The organism is Vibrio sp. F13 (assembly GCF_020806305.2).
Classification (GTDB): domain Bacteria; phylum Pseudomonadota; class Gammaproteobacteria; order Enterobacterales; family Vibrionaceae; genus Vibrio; species Vibrio crassostreae_C.
This window is the reverse complement of sequence record NZ_CP170175.1, coordinates 1,145,572-1,160,690: the sequence shown is the minus strand read 5'-3', so window position 1 is coordinate 1,160,690 and position 15,119 is coordinate 1,145,572. Positions and strand designations below refer to the sequence as shown.

The window sequence follows — 15,119 nt, the reverse complement described above, 5'->3', positions numbered from 1 at the left end:
GATAGCCCGTAGTTGGCGTAAAGGTTGTAGGGAGCCAAACTATGAACTTAAAAGAGATGGAGAAGAACTCAGCACAAGCTGTGATTCTACTCAAAGCCATGGCTAACGAGCGTCGCTTACAGATTTTGTGCCTATTACATGGCACTGAACTGTCGGTTGGGGAGTTGTGTGGCAAGTTGGAACTGAGTCAGTCTGCTTTATCTCAACATCTTGCTTGGTTGAGAAGAGATGGTTTGGTCGAAACTCGCAAAGAAGCTCAAACTGTGTATTACACATTGAGTAGTGAAGAAGTAAAAGCGATGATTAACCTACTGCATGGTATTTACTGCAAGTAGCTTATTGCTGGTGGGAGGGGGATTTCTTATCAGCGATAGAATGACACAAGGAAGTGTTAGCATTTCACATTGAACGTTAGTGTTTACCTATCTATCTACGTACCAATTTGCTTCTCTATTTATTTTTCTGATTGTTTGTTTTATCTATCTGCTTAAATTGTTTATCGGTCAGAAAAACGGCTGTTAGCACGTAAAATAAAAGCGTTACTCAAAATTTAGATATAAAAAAACCGGCCTAGGCCGGTTTTTTTCGTTTTGCGTTGTAATCAAATTTCTATTAAAGAGCTTTGATTGCAGCAGCGAAACGAGACTTATGACGTGCAGCTTTATTCTTATGAATAAGGCCTTTAGTCGCCATACGGTCAAGAAGTGGTGTAACTTCTACAAGAGCAGCAGTTGCAGCTTCTTTATCACCAGCTGCGATAGCTGCGATAGTCTTTTTCATGTAAGTGCGCATCATAGAACGACGGCTAGCATTGTGCTGGCGACGTTTCTCAGCTTGGATAGCGCGCTTCTTAGCAGATTTACTGTTTGCCAAGGGTCTAACTCCCAAAAACTTAGTTCGGTGACAATTTAAGGGCGAGGACTATCCCTCATTAGCGCTTAATTGTCAAATGATTTGTGCAAAAACCAATCGTAGCCAAACAAACTTTGGTATGGAAAGGTCATCGCGGTTAAGATGGCGGGGATTCTAACAGCATTTTTAGACCAATGCTAATAAATATGCTTCTTAGGACAGGATAGTATTTATCCTCGCTTGAAAGTAATCAACCAGTGTCAGAGGTTTCTGTGAGTAAACGACTATTAAAGTCAGGCCTGATTGTCAGCGCAATGACTTTTGTTTCCCGTGTATTGGGGCTAGTACGTGATGTAGTAGTAGCAAATTTGATGGGGGCAGGAGCGAGTGCCGACGTATTTTTCTTCGCTAATAAAATTCCTAATTTCTTACGTCGACTTTTTGCAGAAGGTGCGTTTTCTCAAGCGTTTGTTCCTGTATTAACGGAATATCACGCCGCAGGTGATAAAGATAAGACACGAGATTTAATTGCTAAGGTGTCGGGGACGCTCGGGGTTTTAGTTTCTATTGTCACCGTCATCGGGGTATTGGGCTCTGGCGTGATCACCGCGATGTTTGGTGCGGGTTGGTTTATCGACTGGCTAAATGATGGCCCATCAGCACCCAAATTTGAGCTAGCGAGCTTTATGCTCAAGATTACCTTTCCTTATTTATGGTTTATCACCTTCGTCGCTTTATCTGGTGCCATTCTTAATACATTAGGTAAATTTGCGGTCTCTTCTTTTACTCCTGTGTTCTTGAACGTGATGATCATAGGCGCTGCATGGTTTATCTCACCTAATTTAGAACAACCAGAAATTGGTTTGGCTATTGGTGTGTTTCTTGGTGGCTTAGTCCAATTCCTTTTCCAAATGCCTTTCTTGATCAAAGCGGGTGTGTTGGTTAAGCCGAAGTGGGGATGGAGAGACCCGGGTGTGGTTAAGATCCGCACATTAATGATCCCTGCTCTGTTCGGTGTATCGGTCAGCCAAATCAACTTATTGTTTGATACCTTTATTGCCAGCTTCCTCGCAACAGGCTCTATCAGTTGGTTGTACTACTCAGACCGACTGCTTGAATTTCCTCTCGGTTTATTCGGTATCGCGATTGCGACTGTGATTCTTCCTGCTTTGTCTCGTAAACACGTAGATGCTCAAGGGGAAGGGTTCGCGCATACCATGGATTGGGGCGTGCGCATGGTGTTGCTGCTTGGTATTCCTGCGATGTTAGGTCTTATCGTTTTAGCTAAACCCATGTTGATGGTGCTATTTATGCGTGGTGAGTTCTCTCCACACGATGTACAGCAAGCATCGATGTCATTGGTAGCTTACGCATCAGGCTTGCTTAATTTCATGCTGATTAAAGTTTTAGCTCCGGGTTACTACTCTCGCCAAGATACCAAAACACCGGTTAAGTACGGCATTATCGCTATGGTGACTAATATGGTGTTTAACGCGATCTTTGCTTATTTTTATGGCTATGTGGGTTTGGCGATTGCGACGGCACTGTCTGCCTTTGTGAATATGGCCTTGTTATATCGAGGATTGCACCTTGCGGGTGTGTATCAATTAACTAAGACAACCTTGTTGTTCAGTGCCAAATTAATTATCTCAGGTGTGGTGATGGTAGCGGCTATTTTATGGCAGCTGGATAATATGCAACATTGGCTTGAATGGAGCTTTAGCCAGAGAGCGCTGACATTAACTGGCTTGATTGGACTTGGTGGCTTTGTTTATATTGTTTCGGTACTGATTTTAGGTATCCGAGTAAAACATTTAAAAGCAGCGACAGATTAATACTGATTAGTATATAATCCGTCGGTTTCACACAATAAATGATGCAAATAACAGGTTTTAGCTGATCATAATGGAACTGATCCGAGGTATACACAATATTAAAGCGCAGCATCATGGCTGTGTATTAACCATAGGTAACTTCGATGGTGTTCATTTAGGACATCAAGAGGTTTTGAGTCAGGTTTCTAAACAAGCTGCAGCATTAGGGCTACCTTCTGTTGTTATGACGTTTGAACCGCAGCCTATGGAGCTGTTTGCCCGAGATAGAGCGCCAGCACGTTTAACTCGTTTACGAGACAAATACGTGCAACTGAGTAAGCTAGATATCAGTCGCTTATTGTGTGTTAATTTTAATCAGTATTTTGCAAGTTTATCCGCGGAAGCATTCATTAAGGATCTTTTGGTTGATAAGCTTGGTGTGAAGTTCTTGGTGGTTGGTGACGATTTTTGCTTTGGTAAAGGTCGTACCGGTAATTTCGCTATGCTCAAAGAGGCGGGCGAGAAGTACGGTTTTGAGGTGGTCAGCACCCAAAGCTATTGCTTAAACCAATTACGAGTAAGCAGTACTGAGATACGAAATGCATTAGCGGTCGATGACTTGGCTGCAAGTGCTACCATGTTAGGACGTGATTACAGTATTAGTGGTCGAGTGTCCCATGGTCGAAAACTAGGGAGAACTATCGGTTTCCCTACCGCTAATATTCCATTAAAGCGTTGTGTTTCTCCTGTATCGGGAGTGTATGTTGTTGAAGCTTTGGATATCGACGGTGTTCCTGTCGGTGGCGTTGCTAATATTGGACAACGACCAACAGTTAATGGGGTAAGGCAGCAATTGGAAGTGCATTTTTTTGACTTTAAAGCCAATTTATATGGTAAACAGTTAGAAGTACGACTTTTGCACAAACTGCGCGACGAGATAAAATTTGAATCGTTCGACGCACTAAAGAATCAAATAGAATTGGATGCTGAAGCCGCAAGGGTGTGGCTGCTTCAGCTAAAGAATTAATCGGATGATTCCACCGATTAACATAATGTCTAACTTCGCCCAATATAACGGAATTAAGAATCGATGAGTGATTATAAAGATACCCTGAACTTACCAGAAACAGGGTTCCCAATGCGCGGCAATCTGGCAAATCGTGAGCCAGAAATGCTGAAGCGTTGGTACAAAGAAGATCTTTACGGCGAAATCCGTAAGGCAAAGAAAGGTAAAAAATCTTTCGTACTGCATGATGGCCCTCCATACGCGAACGGCGACATTCACATTGGCCACGCGCTGAATAAGATTCTTAAAGACATTATTATCAAATCTAAGACCCTTTCTGGTTTTGATGCACCGTACATCCCTGGTTGGGACTGTCACGGTCTTCCAATCGAGCTAATGGTTGAGAAGAAGAAAGGTAAGCCTGGTCAGAAGATTTCGGCGGCTGAATTCCGCGAAGAGTGTCGAAAGTACGCTGCGGGTCAAGTTGAAGGTCAGAAAGAGAGCTTCAAACGTCTTGGCATCATGGGCGAGTGGGACAAACCTTATCGCACTATGGATTTTGGCACAGAAGCGAACATCATTCGTTCTCTTGGCAAAATCGCAGACAAAGGTCACCTTCTTAAAGGTTTCAAACCCGTTCACTGGTGTACTGATTGTGGTTCTGCTCTGGCTGAAGCTGAAGTTGAATACAAAGATAAAGTTTCTCCATCTATCGATGTGAAATTTACAGCAGCTGACGAAGCGGCGCTTCTAGAGAAATTTATTCTAGCTGAAGGTCATGCGGGTCAAGGCGAAATTTCTATCGTTATCTGGACAACAACACCATGGACTCTGCCTGCTAACCGCGCAGTATGTCTACGTGATGATCTTGAATACGTGCTTATCCAAGTTGAAGCGAATGGCGACCAGCCTGCTCAACGTATCGTTGTTGCTTCTGAACTAGCAAAAGACGTAATGGATCGTGCAGGTATCGAGCACTTCCACAACCTTGGTTTTGCTACAGGTGCTGATCTTGAGCTTTCTCAGTTCAACCACCCGTTCTACGACTTTACTGTTCCTGCAGTTCTTGGCGATCACGTAACAACAGATTCAGGTACTGGTGTGGTTCACACTGCGCCTGGTCACGGTCAAGAAGATTTCGTGGTTGGTAAAAAGTACAACCTAGAAATCGCTAACCCAGTTGGTTCTAACGGCGTTTACCTGCCAGATACAGAGCTATTTGCTGGTCAGCACGTATTCAAAGCGAACGACTCTGTTTTAGAAGTTCTAAAAGAGAAAGGTGCACTTCTGCATCACCACGCTTACGAGCACAGCTACCCACACTGTTGGAGACACAAAACTCCAATCATCTTCCGCGCAACACCACAATGGTTCATCTCTATGGATCAAGCTGGCCTACGTGCTAAAGCACTAGAGTCAATCAAGAGTGTTGAGTGGTTGCCTGAATGGGGTCAAAGCCGTATCGAAGGCATGGTTGAAGGTCGTCCTGAGTGGTGTATCTCTCGTCAACGTACTTGGGGTGTGCCAATTGCTTTGTTTGTTCATAAAGAAACAGCAGAACTTCACCCAGAAAGCCCAGCGCTTATTGAAAAAGTTGCGAAGCTAGTTGAAGAGAAAGGCATTCAAGCTTGGTGGGATGTAGACGCTGCTGAACTTATGGGCGCAGAAGACGCTGATAAGTACGAAAAAGTAATGGATACGTTAGACGTATGGTTCGACTCAGGTGTTACGCACTTCTCTGTTGTTGATTCTCGTGAAGAGTACAACTTCCCGAACGAAGAGCGCACTCACAGTGCTGATCTTTACCTTGAAGGTTCAGACCAACACCGTGGTTGGTTCCAGTCTTCTCTAATTTCATCTATCGCGATGAAAGACGAAGCACCGTACAAGCAAGTACTAACGCACGGTTTCGTAGTGGATGGTAACGGCCGTAAGATGTCTAAATCTATCGGTAACGTTGTTGCTCCTAAAGACGTAACCAACAAGCTAGGTGCAGATATCCTGCGTCTATGGGTTGCTTCTACAGACTACACGGGTGAAGTTGCGGTTTCTGATGAAATCCTGAAGCGTTCAGCGGATGCTTACCGTCGTATTCGTAACACGGCTCGTTTCTTCCTAGCGAACTTGAACGGTTTCAACCCTGAAACTGACCTAGTTCCTGCTGAAGAGATGGTTGCACTTGATCGCTGGGCTGTTGGCCGTGCTCAAGCTGCACAAGAAGAGATTGTTAAAGCATACGGCGAGTACAACACTCACGGTGTGACTCAACGTCTAATGCAGTTCTGTTCTATCGAAATGGGTTCTTTCTACCTAGACGTAATCAAAGACCGTCAGTACACAGCGAAGCAGGGCAGCCATGCTCAACGTAGCTGTCAAACGGCGCTTTACTACATCGTAGAAGCTCTAGTTCGTTGGATGGCACCTATCATGTCGTTCACTGCAGATGAAATTTGGAACGAAATGCCAAGCTCTTTACCAACTGGAGAGCAGCGCGACACGTTCGTATTCACAGGTGAGTGGTTCGAAGGTCTATTTGGTCTTGCAGAAGGCGAAGAGCTAAGCAACGAATTCTGGACTGAAATCCAGTCTGTTCGTGGCGCAGTGAACAAGCTTCTTGAAGATGCTCGTAAAGAGAAAACGATCGGTGGTGCACTGCAAGCTGAAGTTACTCTATACGCTGACGATGCACTAGCGGCTAAAATCAACAAGCTAGAAGATGAGCTACGTTTCGTACTTATCACCTCTGCAGCTGTTGTTAAGCCACTGAGCGAGAAGTCTGATGCAGCGCAAGCGACAGACGTTGCTGGTCTATTCGTTGAAGTTGCGGCTACTGAAGCTGAGAAGTGTGACCGTTGCTGGCACCACACTCCAGATGTAGGCACTATCGAAGGTCACGAGAAAGTTTGTGGTCGTTGTGTGTCGAACATCGACGGTGAAGGCGAAGTGCGTAAGTTCGCATAACGACTCAGAGAAAGACTGAACTTTTTGTAAAAATCATAGCCCCAGTATCAACTGGGGTTATTTTTAGTTATAGGAAATGTGTTTAACCAAGTTGGTAATCAAGGTCACGTAAGGTGACTAACAATGAATACCAACTTCGTAAATACTAGGAATAGAAATGAGTGAAGTTTCGTTAAAACAATCTGGTGTACGTTGGTTATGGCTGGCTCTATTGGTCTTCTTGGCTGATATCGGCATTAAACTCTTTGTCATGGACAATATGGGTTATGGTTGGGCAAACCGTATTGAGGTGCTGCCATTCTTTAACTTTTTGTACGTGCATAACTACGGTGCAGCGTTTAGCTTCTTGAGTGATCAAAGTGGTTGGCAGCGTTGGTTATTTACGGGTATCGCATTTGCGGTAACAGGTATGCTGACGTACTGGATGAGCAAACTACCAGCAACAGAGAAGTGGAATAACATTGCTTATGCGATCATCATTGGTGGTGCAGTAGGTAATGTGTTTGACCGAGTCGTACATGGCTTTGTTGTCGATTACTTAGACTTCTACTGGGGCACTTACCACTGGCCTGCATTTAACTTAGCGGATATGGGAATCTGTATCGGTGCTGCGATGATCATCTTAGATGGTTTCCGTAAGAAAGACGAAAGCAAATAGCTTGCTTCAAAGTCAGTCTATGACTCACAGAATAGAATAGCCCTAAGCGCTGTCGGTTGATTCCGACGGCGCTTTTTTTTATGCTTCAGTCAACAAGGAAGCAAAGCACAGCGCATCCTCAAATAATAAAGAAGTCTAAGGAAAGTAACGTGGCAGCAATTAAAAATGATTCAGCAGTAACTCTACATTTTACGATTAAAATGAAGGATGGTTCAGTTGCCGATAGTACGGAGAACATGGGCAAACCAGCGAAGTTCGTCATGGGTGATGGCAGCCTAAGTGAGAACTTTGAAGCGTGCTTACTTGGACTTGAAGCCGGCACTGAAAAGTCTATCGAACTGAAGGCGGAAGACGCGTTTGGTATGCCAAACCCAGATCATATTCACTATATGGATCGTGCTAAGTTTGTTGGCGACTCTGAAGTTGAAGTGGGCACTATCATGGCATTTTCAGGTCCTGACGGTATGGAAATTCCAGGTATTATTACTGAGATCGCAGGTGATTCAGTGACGGTTGATTTTAATCACCCACTCGCTGGTCAAGACGTTAGCTTTGACGTCAATATCTTAACGGTAGAATAACTCTCTTAACGTTAGAATAGCTGTCTTCACGCTAGAATAAGATAGCCTTACAGCTGTGATCTCACCCAGAGCTTCACTGTCTAGACGCTTCACTGTAGAATGCGAACCTCGCTGACGGCGAACTCTATAGAAGCAACCTTAGTACCGCGGTAAATGATGAGCAATGAAATGAAAATAATGTTAGCTAACCCTCGTGGCTTTTGTGCCGGTGTCGATCGTGCGATCAGCATCGTAGAGCGTGCACTCGAAATGTATCAGCCACCGATCTATGTTCGCCATGAAGTGGTACACAACCGCTTTGTTGTTGAGGGGCTCAAGCAGCGTGGTGCTATTTTTGTCGAAGAACTGAGTGAGGTGCCAGACGACAACATCGTGATCTTTTCGGCTCACGGTGTTTCTCAAGCGGTTCGTAAAGAAGCGAAAGAGCGTGAGTTAACGGTATTTGATGCGACGTGTCCTTTGGTGACTAAAGTTCATATGGAGGTTGCTCGTGCGAGCCGCAAACATATGGAAGTGGTACTGATTGGCCACGCAGGTCACCCTGAAGTGGAAGGCACTATGGGTCAGTACGCGAGCCAAACTGGTGGTATGTACTTGGTTGAAAGGCCAGAAGACGTACAGAACCTAGTAGTGAACGACCCGAGTAACCTGCACTACGTTAGCCAAACAACGCTATCAGTTGATGAAACAGCAGATGTGATTGAAGAGCTACGTCGCGTGTTCCCTGAGATCCAAGGTCCACGTAAGGACGATATCTGCTACGCGACTCAAAACCGTCAAGACGCTGTGCGTGAAATGGCAAACGATGTAGACGTTGTAATTGTCGTTGGTTCTAAGAACTCATCGAACTCAACTCGTTTAAAAGAGCTGGCTGAGAAGCTAGGCACGCCAGGTTATCTAACAGACTGCCCTGAAGACATTCAAACTGAATGGGTTGAAGGGAAAAAGAAAATAGGTGTAACAGCCGGAGCCTCTGCTCCTGAAGAGCTAGTAAACCAGATCTTAGATCGGATTCGTGAGTTGGGTGCTACCGAGGTTGAAGAGATTCAAGGTCGCGAAGAGAACATGTTCTTCGAAGTACCCAAAGAGCTACAGATTAAGCAAGTCGACTGATCTCTAGTGATTCGTAACAAGACGATTCGTAAACACTAGCGATTTGCAAACACTATTGATTTGTAAACAGCAGGAAGCCAACGTGATACGTTGGCTTTTTTGATCGTGCTTTGGAACAGGGCGTCTAATTCTAACGCGTTACTGGAGACCGAGTTGCTCTTTTAAAGTCTTTAAATAACGACGACTCACCGGGACTTCAAAGCCAGTCAGGGTAATGATCTCTGCTAATCCATTTTCTAGCAGTTTGATCTCTTGGATCGATTTTATGTTGATCAAATACTGTCGATGACAGCGGATCAAATCGGTCTTTTCTTCCAAGATCTTTAGTGTTAACTGTGAGGTTGCGGTTTGCGATGAGCTACGAACATGCACACCACTGATATCGGAATAGGCGCACTCTACCGTTTGGCTTGCCATGATCACAATGCGGTTATGACCAATACATGGGATTTGCTCTAAGTGACAGGGAGCAATCGCTGAGATGTTCTGTTCTGGTGCTTTCTGATTTTGTTTGATGACCTTATTCAGGCGACAAACGCTCTTGTTTAATCGACAAGGCTCGACTGGCTTAAGTAGGTAATCAAAAGCGTTATCTTCAAAGGCTTGAATCGCATATTGGTCGTAGGCGGTGACGAATACCACGTAGGGCATGGTATCTGGGTCAAGCATGCTTAACAGCTCAATCCCAGTAACCTGCGGCATTTGGATATCCAAATACACGACATCAGGCTTGAGTAGGTTGATCTGTTTCAGTCCTTCGATCGCGTTACTCGCTTGGCCTATGATTTCCACTTCTCCGGTTTCGGTCAGCAGCTCAATCAGCTCTTCGCGAGCAAAAAGCTCATCATCGATAACTAGTGCCTTTAACATCCTACAATCTTCATCTTGGTTCTATCCCTGCTTGGTTCACGCTTATCTTTTAAATGTCTGCTTCTAAATGTTTCAACTCGGAGCGATCCGTCTCCGAAAATACCATTATTTGAGTATAGGTATGATAAAGCTCATTCGAGTAAATTGCTGTGGTTGAGATTCTATTTTTAGTGCTGAATCTTGTCCAAAGAAATTAGTGAGTCGTTTATCAACAATTTCCATCCCTAATCCTACATGATCTTGAGATGGCTTCTGATAATTACCTGCATTGTCTTCAACGGTTAACTTGAACCCACCCTCGAAAGCCTCGCTAGAGATCTTTACTTTACCGCCTTCCAACATATTAGATATCCCATGTTTGATGGCGTTTTCTACCAGCGGTTGCAGGGTAAAGCTCGGCAATTGAGATTCATATAACTGCGGGTCGATATCCCATTCCACTTCTAGTCGATCGGTAAAGCGTGCTTTCTCTATGGTCAGGTAAGCGTTGACGTGTGCCAGTTCGTCTTTGAGCTTCACGGTGTTGATGTTCTGCTTTAGGTTGCTTCTAAAGAAGTGAGACAGGTGTTGAATCAACTCTCGAGCTTTATCTGGGTCACGACGTGTTACTGCGCTGATAGTATTAAGCGCATTGAACAAGAAGTGCGGGTTCACTTGAGCGTGCAGCAGTTTGATTTCTGCTTGTGTCAGTAGCGTTTGCTGCTGCTGGTAGTTGCTAAATAGGATCTGGCTCGATAATAGTTGAGCGATACCTTCACCCATCGACATATTGATAGTTGAGAATAGTTTCAGCTTTGGCTCATAGAGCTTGATGGTGCCGACCACTTCGTTACCCGCGCGCAATGGAATAATCAACGCAGAACCCAATTTACAATCCTGCGACAAGGAGCATTGGTATGGGTTCTCTTTGCCATCAAGGTAGATGATGTCGTTCTGTTCCATCGAAGTGAGCGTGCTTTGCGATGAAATCGGGGTGTTCGGAATATGGTGTTCATCACCAATACCAACGAACGCGAGGATTTTCTCTCGGTCGGTAATCGCCACCGCACCAACGTTAGTCTCTTCGTAAATGATCCGCACGATTTTTTGCGCATTATCCGAATTGAATCCTCCATGTAAAATACCCACTGAACGCTCGGCGATGGTTAATGCGCGGCGTGAGAAAGTTGCCGAATACTTCTCGAAGATGGTTTTCCGATCTTGGATGATGCTCATGAACAGCGCCGCACCGACCGAGTTAGCGATGATCATTGGCGCCGCAATATCAGAAACCAGAGCATAGGATTGTTCGAAGGGTTTTGCGACCGCCAGCAGAATCAGCATCTGAATGATCTCTGCAAACAGGGTTACCGAGAAAACCACTAACGGATTAAACAGTTGGCTGGCTTTGTTCTTTCTCACGAGATAAACGTGTAACAGGCCGCCAATCAAGCCTTCTGCTGTGGTTGAAATCGCACAAGCCAAGTCTGTGAAGCCGCCTAATGAGTAACGGTGAATTCCACCAGTAAAGCCGACGGCAAAGCCAACGACAGGGCCGCCAAACAGACCTCCCATTACCGCACCCATCGCACGCGTGTTGGCGATGGCATCATTGATCTGCAGTCCGAAATAGGTACCCATAATGCAGAACAGGGAAAACAGAACGTAGCAGCTGATCTTATGGCTTAAGCGAGATGAGATGCTCAACAAAGGGAGAATCAGTGGGGTTTTACTCAGCATGTAAGCAATCACTAAGTAGACGCAGGTTTGTTGCAGCAGAGAGAGAATGAGTTCCATATTTTCACCTATTGAGACGCTTGTTAAGTGTAAAGCTCATTGCTTGGTAACGGTAGCTTTGCTTGTGTTTTCGTAGGTTATATTCGCTTCCCAGAGTCGAAAGCACTAACGCCTGAAAACACTAAAGCCCATCACAGTGGACGGGCTTTAGTCTTAGATTCCACGAATCACTGAGTGATTACGGGAGCAAGCGAAGTTGTGTTTGGCTGTTCTTTTGTCTCTTTCTCTGAAGATTGGTCTCTTGTTCCCAAGAGCCTTAAAGAACTAGGCTGTTTTGGTAACGCCTTTTGCTTCTTTCTCTTCTTCATCAGCTAGGTCGATATCGCCTTTGCCTTTTGAAATTTTAATAACGTAAGCCGCAACACCTAGCGCACTCACCACACCAATGATGGTTGAGATTTGCATTGGTAGACCGAAGCCCAGTTGGCTGTTGTTCAGGATGAATGTGATACACACAGACGTCATGAAGATAGCTGGAACTGTTGTTACCCAGTGCAGTTTGTTGTGGCGAAGTAGGTAAGCTGAAGCTGTCCACAGCATCATTACGGCTGTTGATTGGTTAGCAAAACCGAAGTAGCGCCAGATGATACCGAAATCAACTTGAGTCAGGATGCCACCGATAACGAACAGTGGTAACGCCATTAGTAGACGGTTACGCAGTGTTTTCTGTTCCATGTTGAAGTATTCAGCAAGGATAAGACGGCTTGAACGGAACGCTGTGTCACCAGAAGTGATTGGTAGGATAACCACGCCAAGGAAAGCAAGGATACCGCCAAATACACCCAGTAGACCAAATGAAGCGCTGTATACTACGTTACCTGGGCCGCCGTTTGCAATTGCGTCAGACAGAGACTCAACCGAACCGAAGAAAGACAGAGCAAGTGCACACCAGATTAGAGCGATGATGCCTTCACCAATCATTGCGCCGTAGAATACGAAGCGACCGTTCTTCTCGTTTTCCATACAACGCGCCATCAGAGGAGACTGAGTGGCGTGGAAGCCAGAGATAGCACCACATGCGATAGTGATGAAGAGAGCAGGCCAAAGTGGTAGGTCATTCGGGTTCATGTTGGTGAACATGTCGCTGATCTCAAAGCCCCCCATGATTTGGTGTTCGTCAGATAGACCAATCGCAGTGATTAGGCCAACAGACATAAAGATAAGCAGTGCACCGAACAGTGGGTAGAAGCGACCAATGATTTTATCGACAGGGACAATCGTTGCGATGATGTAGTAAGCAAAGATGATGACAACCATGGTGCTCGTAGACATTACGAAATCAGTTTGGTCGTTCACTAGGTTAGTGATCATGCCTGCTGGAGCAGAAACGAACACCACACCAACAAGAAGCAGTAGAACAATGGCAAAGATGTTCATAAAGTGTTTTGCGCCATTGCCTAGGTAACGTCCAGTGATGGTTGGAACCGAAGCGCCACCATTGCGGATAGATAACATACCTGAGAAGTAGTCGTGTACGGCACCTGCGAAGATACAACCTAGCACGATCCAAAGCATTGCTGCTGGACCATAAAGGGCACCCATGATAGGGCCGAAGATTGGACCTACACCTGCGATGTTAAGCAGCTGAACTAGGTAAACCTTTGGTGTCGACATTGGAACGTAGTCCACGCCATCTTGCTTAGTGTGAGCAGGTGTTTGGCGTTTTTCATTGATACCGAAAATCTTCTCGATAAAGGTACCGTAAATAAAGTAGCCACCAATGAGTGCTGCGACACAGGTAAGAAACCACATCATAATTTGTTATCCCTGAATGTATTAATTAAGTCAGGGTGTATATTAAAGGAGTCGATGAGAAGAAACTTCCGCTACGAGAGTGAGTGGTCGAATAGCCAATTTAGCGGTGTTATAACTGATTTAGTGGTTTGTTCACTGTGCTGAGTGGCCGATATTTCTATCGAGAGGCCTATTAGCTCTATAGAGAGGTTGTTTGAGTTGGCTTAACGGCGACTATTGATTCTGAGTGGTCGGAATGAACCTAAAGTGGCGAACATTAGACAATAAGTGGACATCGATAGGCGTTCAGCGGAGAATCACCACAAAGGCAGCGCTTCGTCAGAAAGTGGTGAAGTAACAATATAAAGGATTGAAATGAAAAAAATAATCGTACTATTCGCCGTGGCATTTAGCCTTGCAGGATGCAGCGCTAATGTTCAAGATTTAGCAGCTGAAGGCAATTGGCAAGAGATTGGCTATCGTGATGGTATCAAAGGCCACACTCAGCGTTCGTATTCAGAGATGACTGAGCTTGGCGCAGTCGATCAAGCGGGTTACACAGAAGGTTATCACCTAGGTGTGACTGAATATTGTAATCCGAACCATGCTTATCAGATTGGTTTATCTGGTCAGGTGTATGAAGGCGTGTGTTCTGGTACGGAAGACGCTCAACGTTTCCGTATGGAATGGCAACGCGGCTGGGACGAGTTCTCAAACGACTACTAAGCCCAAGCTAGCGATGAAAAATTAAAACTAAAAAAGACCAGTACCGCGTGTGTACTGGTCTTTTTGTCGGTAGCCGGAGTAACACTCAACAGCAGAGTCTAGGTTACTGGTTATTCTCTACAGCTTTTCTTAAAAAGCCGTTTTGCTTATCAAGCTGAGCCTTGGCTAACTCTAAATCTAGCCCTGTTAGAATCATCAAAATAGATAACTTCACATCGTAATCAGTCGCTTTAAGTGTCGACACCGCCAGTGCTTTATCGCACTCCGTTGCTTGGATAACGATACGAGCGGCGCGGGCAACCAACTTTTCATTGGTCGCTTTTACGTCGACCATAAGGTTTTGGTAGCTCTTACCAATGCGAATCATGCTGGCAGTGGTCAGCATATTAAGCACCAGCTTTTGTGCTGTACCTGATTTGAGTCGTGTTGAACCAGTCAATGCTTCTGGGCCAACCACCGGGCTAATTGCGATTTGAGCGATTTCAGCAATTGGAGAGTCAGGGTTACAAGATAATGCAACCGTTACTGCGCCAAGCTGATTGGCATAGTTGAGTGCACCAATCACGTAAGGTGTGCGACCGCTCGCTGCAATACCTACCACGACATCATTTTCTGTAAATTGAATGGCTTTCAGGTCTTCAATACCGAGAGTCAGCGAATCTTCCGCTCCCTCTTTGGCTTTTAAAATCGCTTCTGGTCCGCCAGCGATTAAGCCGATAACCATTTTGTCTGAAACACCGAAAGTCGGAGGGCATTCTGATGCATCTAAAACACCCAATCGACCACTGGTGCCTGCGCCCATATAAATCAGTCGACCACCGTTTTGAAAGGCATGAGCAATTTTATCGACCGCTTTCGCGATCTGTGGCAGTTCCGCTTCAATCGCCAGCGGGACTTGTTTGTCTTGTTGGTTAATCTTTTCAACCACTTCGAGAGAGGTGAGCAGATCAATATCCATAGTGTCAGGGTTTCTCCCCTCCGAAACGAGGTGCGAGAGCGCTGATATGAGAGCGTCGTTACTCATAATG

Annotated in this window: 13 protein-coding genes; 8 read left to right on the top strand and 5 right to left on the bottom strand. The window is 45.2% G+C overall.

Annotation, left to right across the window (positions count from 1 at the left end; translation table 11 throughout):
* The first annotated feature begins 41 nt into the window (after positions 1 to 41).
* Positions 42 to 335, top strand: coding sequence for an ArsR/SmtB family transcription factor (locus LMH68_RS05295; RefSeq protein ID WP_004735028.1), 294 nt, complete (start codon positions 42 to 44; stop codon positions 333 to 335).
* Between the two features lie 277 nt (positions 336 to 612).
* Here LMH68_RS05295 and rpsT read toward each other — a convergent pair whose 3' ends face one another.
* The gene (gene rpsT, locus LMH68_RS05290; RefSeq protein ID WP_004739529.1) at positions 613 to 873 is read right to left on the bottom strand and encodes a 30S ribosomal protein S20; all 261 of its coding nucleotides are present in this window, start codon (positions 871 to 873) and stop codon (positions 613 to 615) included.
* A 251-nt stretch (positions 874 to 1,124) separates the two neighbouring features.
* On the opposite strand from rpsT, the gene murJ reads away from it, so the two are divergent.
* From murJ to ispH, 6 genes are all read left to right on the top strand, one after another.
* Positions 1,125 to 2,687 (top strand): murein biosynthesis integral membrane protein MurJ, encoded by a 1,563-nt coding sequence (gene murJ / locus LMH68_RS05285; RefSeq protein ID WP_032545655.1) that lies wholly within the window; start codon positions 1,125 to 1,127, stop codon positions 2,685 to 2,687.
* Between the two features lie 70 nt (positions 2,688 to 2,757).
* Positions 2,758 to 3,693 carry a bifunctional riboflavin kinase/FAD synthetase gene (gene ribF, locus LMH68_RS05280; protein ID WP_017062867.1) on the top strand — a complete coding sequence of 312 codons (936 nt, stop codon included), beginning with the start codon at positions 2,758 to 2,760 and terminating at the stop codon, positions 3,691 to 3,693.
* Positions 3,694 to 3,756: 63 nt separating this feature from the next.
* On the top strand, positions 3,757 to 6,633 hold the full coding sequence (gene ileS / locus LMH68_RS05275) for an isoleucine--tRNA ligase (protein ID WP_229647453.1): 2,877 nt from the start codon (positions 3,757 to 3,759) through the stop codon (positions 6,631 to 6,633).
* A 157-nt stretch (positions 6,634 to 6,790) separates the two neighbouring features.
* Positions 6,791 to 7,291, top strand: a complete 501-nt coding sequence (gene lspA / locus LMH68_RS05270) for a signal peptidase II (RefSeq protein ID WP_004739521.1) — start codon at positions 6,791 to 6,793, stop codon at positions 7,289 to 7,291.
* 149 nt (positions 7,292 to 7,440) lie between these two features.
* Positions 7,441 to 7,872 (top strand): FKBP-type peptidyl-prolyl cis-trans isomerase, encoded by a 432-nt coding sequence (gene fkpB, locus LMH68_RS05265; RefSeq protein WP_017059345.1) that lies wholly within the window; start codon positions 7,441 to 7,443, stop codon positions 7,870 to 7,872.
* Positions 7,873 to 8,028: 156 nt separating this feature from the next.
* On the top strand, positions 8,029 to 8,985 hold the full coding sequence (ispH, locus tag LMH68_RS05260; RefSeq protein WP_146490579.1) for a 4-hydroxy-3-methylbut-2-enyl diphosphate reductase: 957 nt from the start codon (positions 8,029 to 8,031) through the stop codon (positions 8,983 to 8,985).
* A gap of 138 nt (positions 8,986 to 9,123) precedes the next feature.
* On the opposite strand, the gene btsR is transcribed toward ispH, so the two are convergent.
* The 3 genes from btsR to LMH68_RS05245 all read right to left on the bottom strand — a co-directional run bounded on the left by btsR (position 9,124) and on the right by LMH68_RS05245 (position 13,386).
* Positions 9,124 to 9,855, bottom strand: coding sequence for a two-component system response regulator BtsR (gene btsR, locus LMH68_RS05255; protein ID WP_017070063.1), 732 nt, complete (start codon positions 9,853 to 9,855; stop codon positions 9,124 to 9,126).
* Positions 9,856 to 9,960: 105 nt separating this feature from the next.
* Positions 9,961 to 11,631, bottom strand: coding sequence for a sensor histidine kinase (locus LMH68_RS05250; RefSeq protein WP_229647452.1), 1,671 nt, complete (start codon positions 11,629 to 11,631; stop codon positions 9,961 to 9,963).
* Positions 11,632 to 11,895: 264 nt separating this feature from the next.
* Complete coding sequence (locus LMH68_RS05245) at positions 11,896 to 13,386, bottom strand: carbon starvation protein A (protein ID WP_229647451.1); 1,491 nt, start codon at positions 13,384 to 13,386, stop codon at positions 11,896 to 11,898.
* A gap of 354 nt (positions 13,387 to 13,740) precedes the next feature.
* On the opposite strand from LMH68_RS05245, the gene LMH68_RS05240 reads away from it, so the two are divergent.
* Positions 13,741 to 14,091: a DUF2799 domain-containing protein gene (locus LMH68_RS05240; protein ID WP_065584724.1), complete on the top strand. Its 351-nt coding sequence runs from the start codon at positions 13,741 to 13,743 to the stop codon at positions 14,089 to 14,091.
* Positions 14,092 to 14,194: 103 nt separating this feature from the next.
* On the opposite strand, the gene murQ is transcribed toward LMH68_RS05240, so the two are convergent.
* Positions 14,195 to 15,115 carry an N-acetylmuramic acid 6-phosphate etherase gene (murQ, locus tag LMH68_RS05235; RefSeq protein ID WP_032547377.1) on the bottom strand — a complete coding sequence of 307 codons (921 nt, stop codon included), beginning with the start codon at positions 15,113 to 15,115 and terminating at the stop codon, positions 14,195 to 14,197.
* Positions 15,116 to 15,119 lie beyond the last annotated feature (4 nt).

Bases quoted from the DNA above. Each gene is read 5' to 3' on its own strand.
- LMH68_RS05295 (WP_004735028.1), top strand. From the start codon at position 42: ATGAACTTAAAAGAGATGGAGAAGAACTCAGCACAAGCTGTGATTCTA.
- ribF (WP_017062867.1), top strand. From the start codon at position 2,758: ATGGAACTGATCCGAGGTATACACAATATTAAAGCGCAGCATCATGGC.
- ileS (WP_229647453.1), top strand. From the start codon at position 3,757: ATGAGTGATTATAAAGATACCCTGAACTTACCAGAAACAGGGTTCCCA.
- lspA (WP_004739521.1), top strand. From the start codon at position 6,791: ATGAGTGAAGTTTCGTTAAAACAATCTGGTGTACGTTGGTTATGGCTG.
- ispH (WP_146490579.1), top strand. From the start codon at position 8,029: ATGAGCAATGAAATGAAAATAATGTTAGCTAACCCTCGTGGCTTTTGT.
- btsR (WP_017070063.1), bottom strand. From the start codon at position 9,855: ATGTTAAAGGCACTAGTTATCGATGATGAGCTTTTTGCTCGCGAAGAG.
- LMH68_RS05250 (WP_229647452.1), bottom strand. From the start codon at position 11,631: ATGGAACTCATTCTCTCTCTGCTGCAACAAACCTGCGTCTACTTAGTG.
- LMH68_RS05245 (WP_229647451.1), bottom strand. From the start codon at position 13,386: ATGATGTGGTTTCTTACCTGTGTCGCAGCACTCATTGGTGGCTACTTT.
- LMH68_RS05240 (WP_065584724.1), top strand. From the start codon at position 13,741: ATGAAAAAAATAATCGTACTATTCGCCGTGGCATTTAGCCTTGCAGGA.
- murQ (WP_032547377.1), bottom strand. From the start codon at position 15,115: ATGAGTAACGACGCTCTCATATCAGCGCTCTCGCACCTCGTTTCGGAG.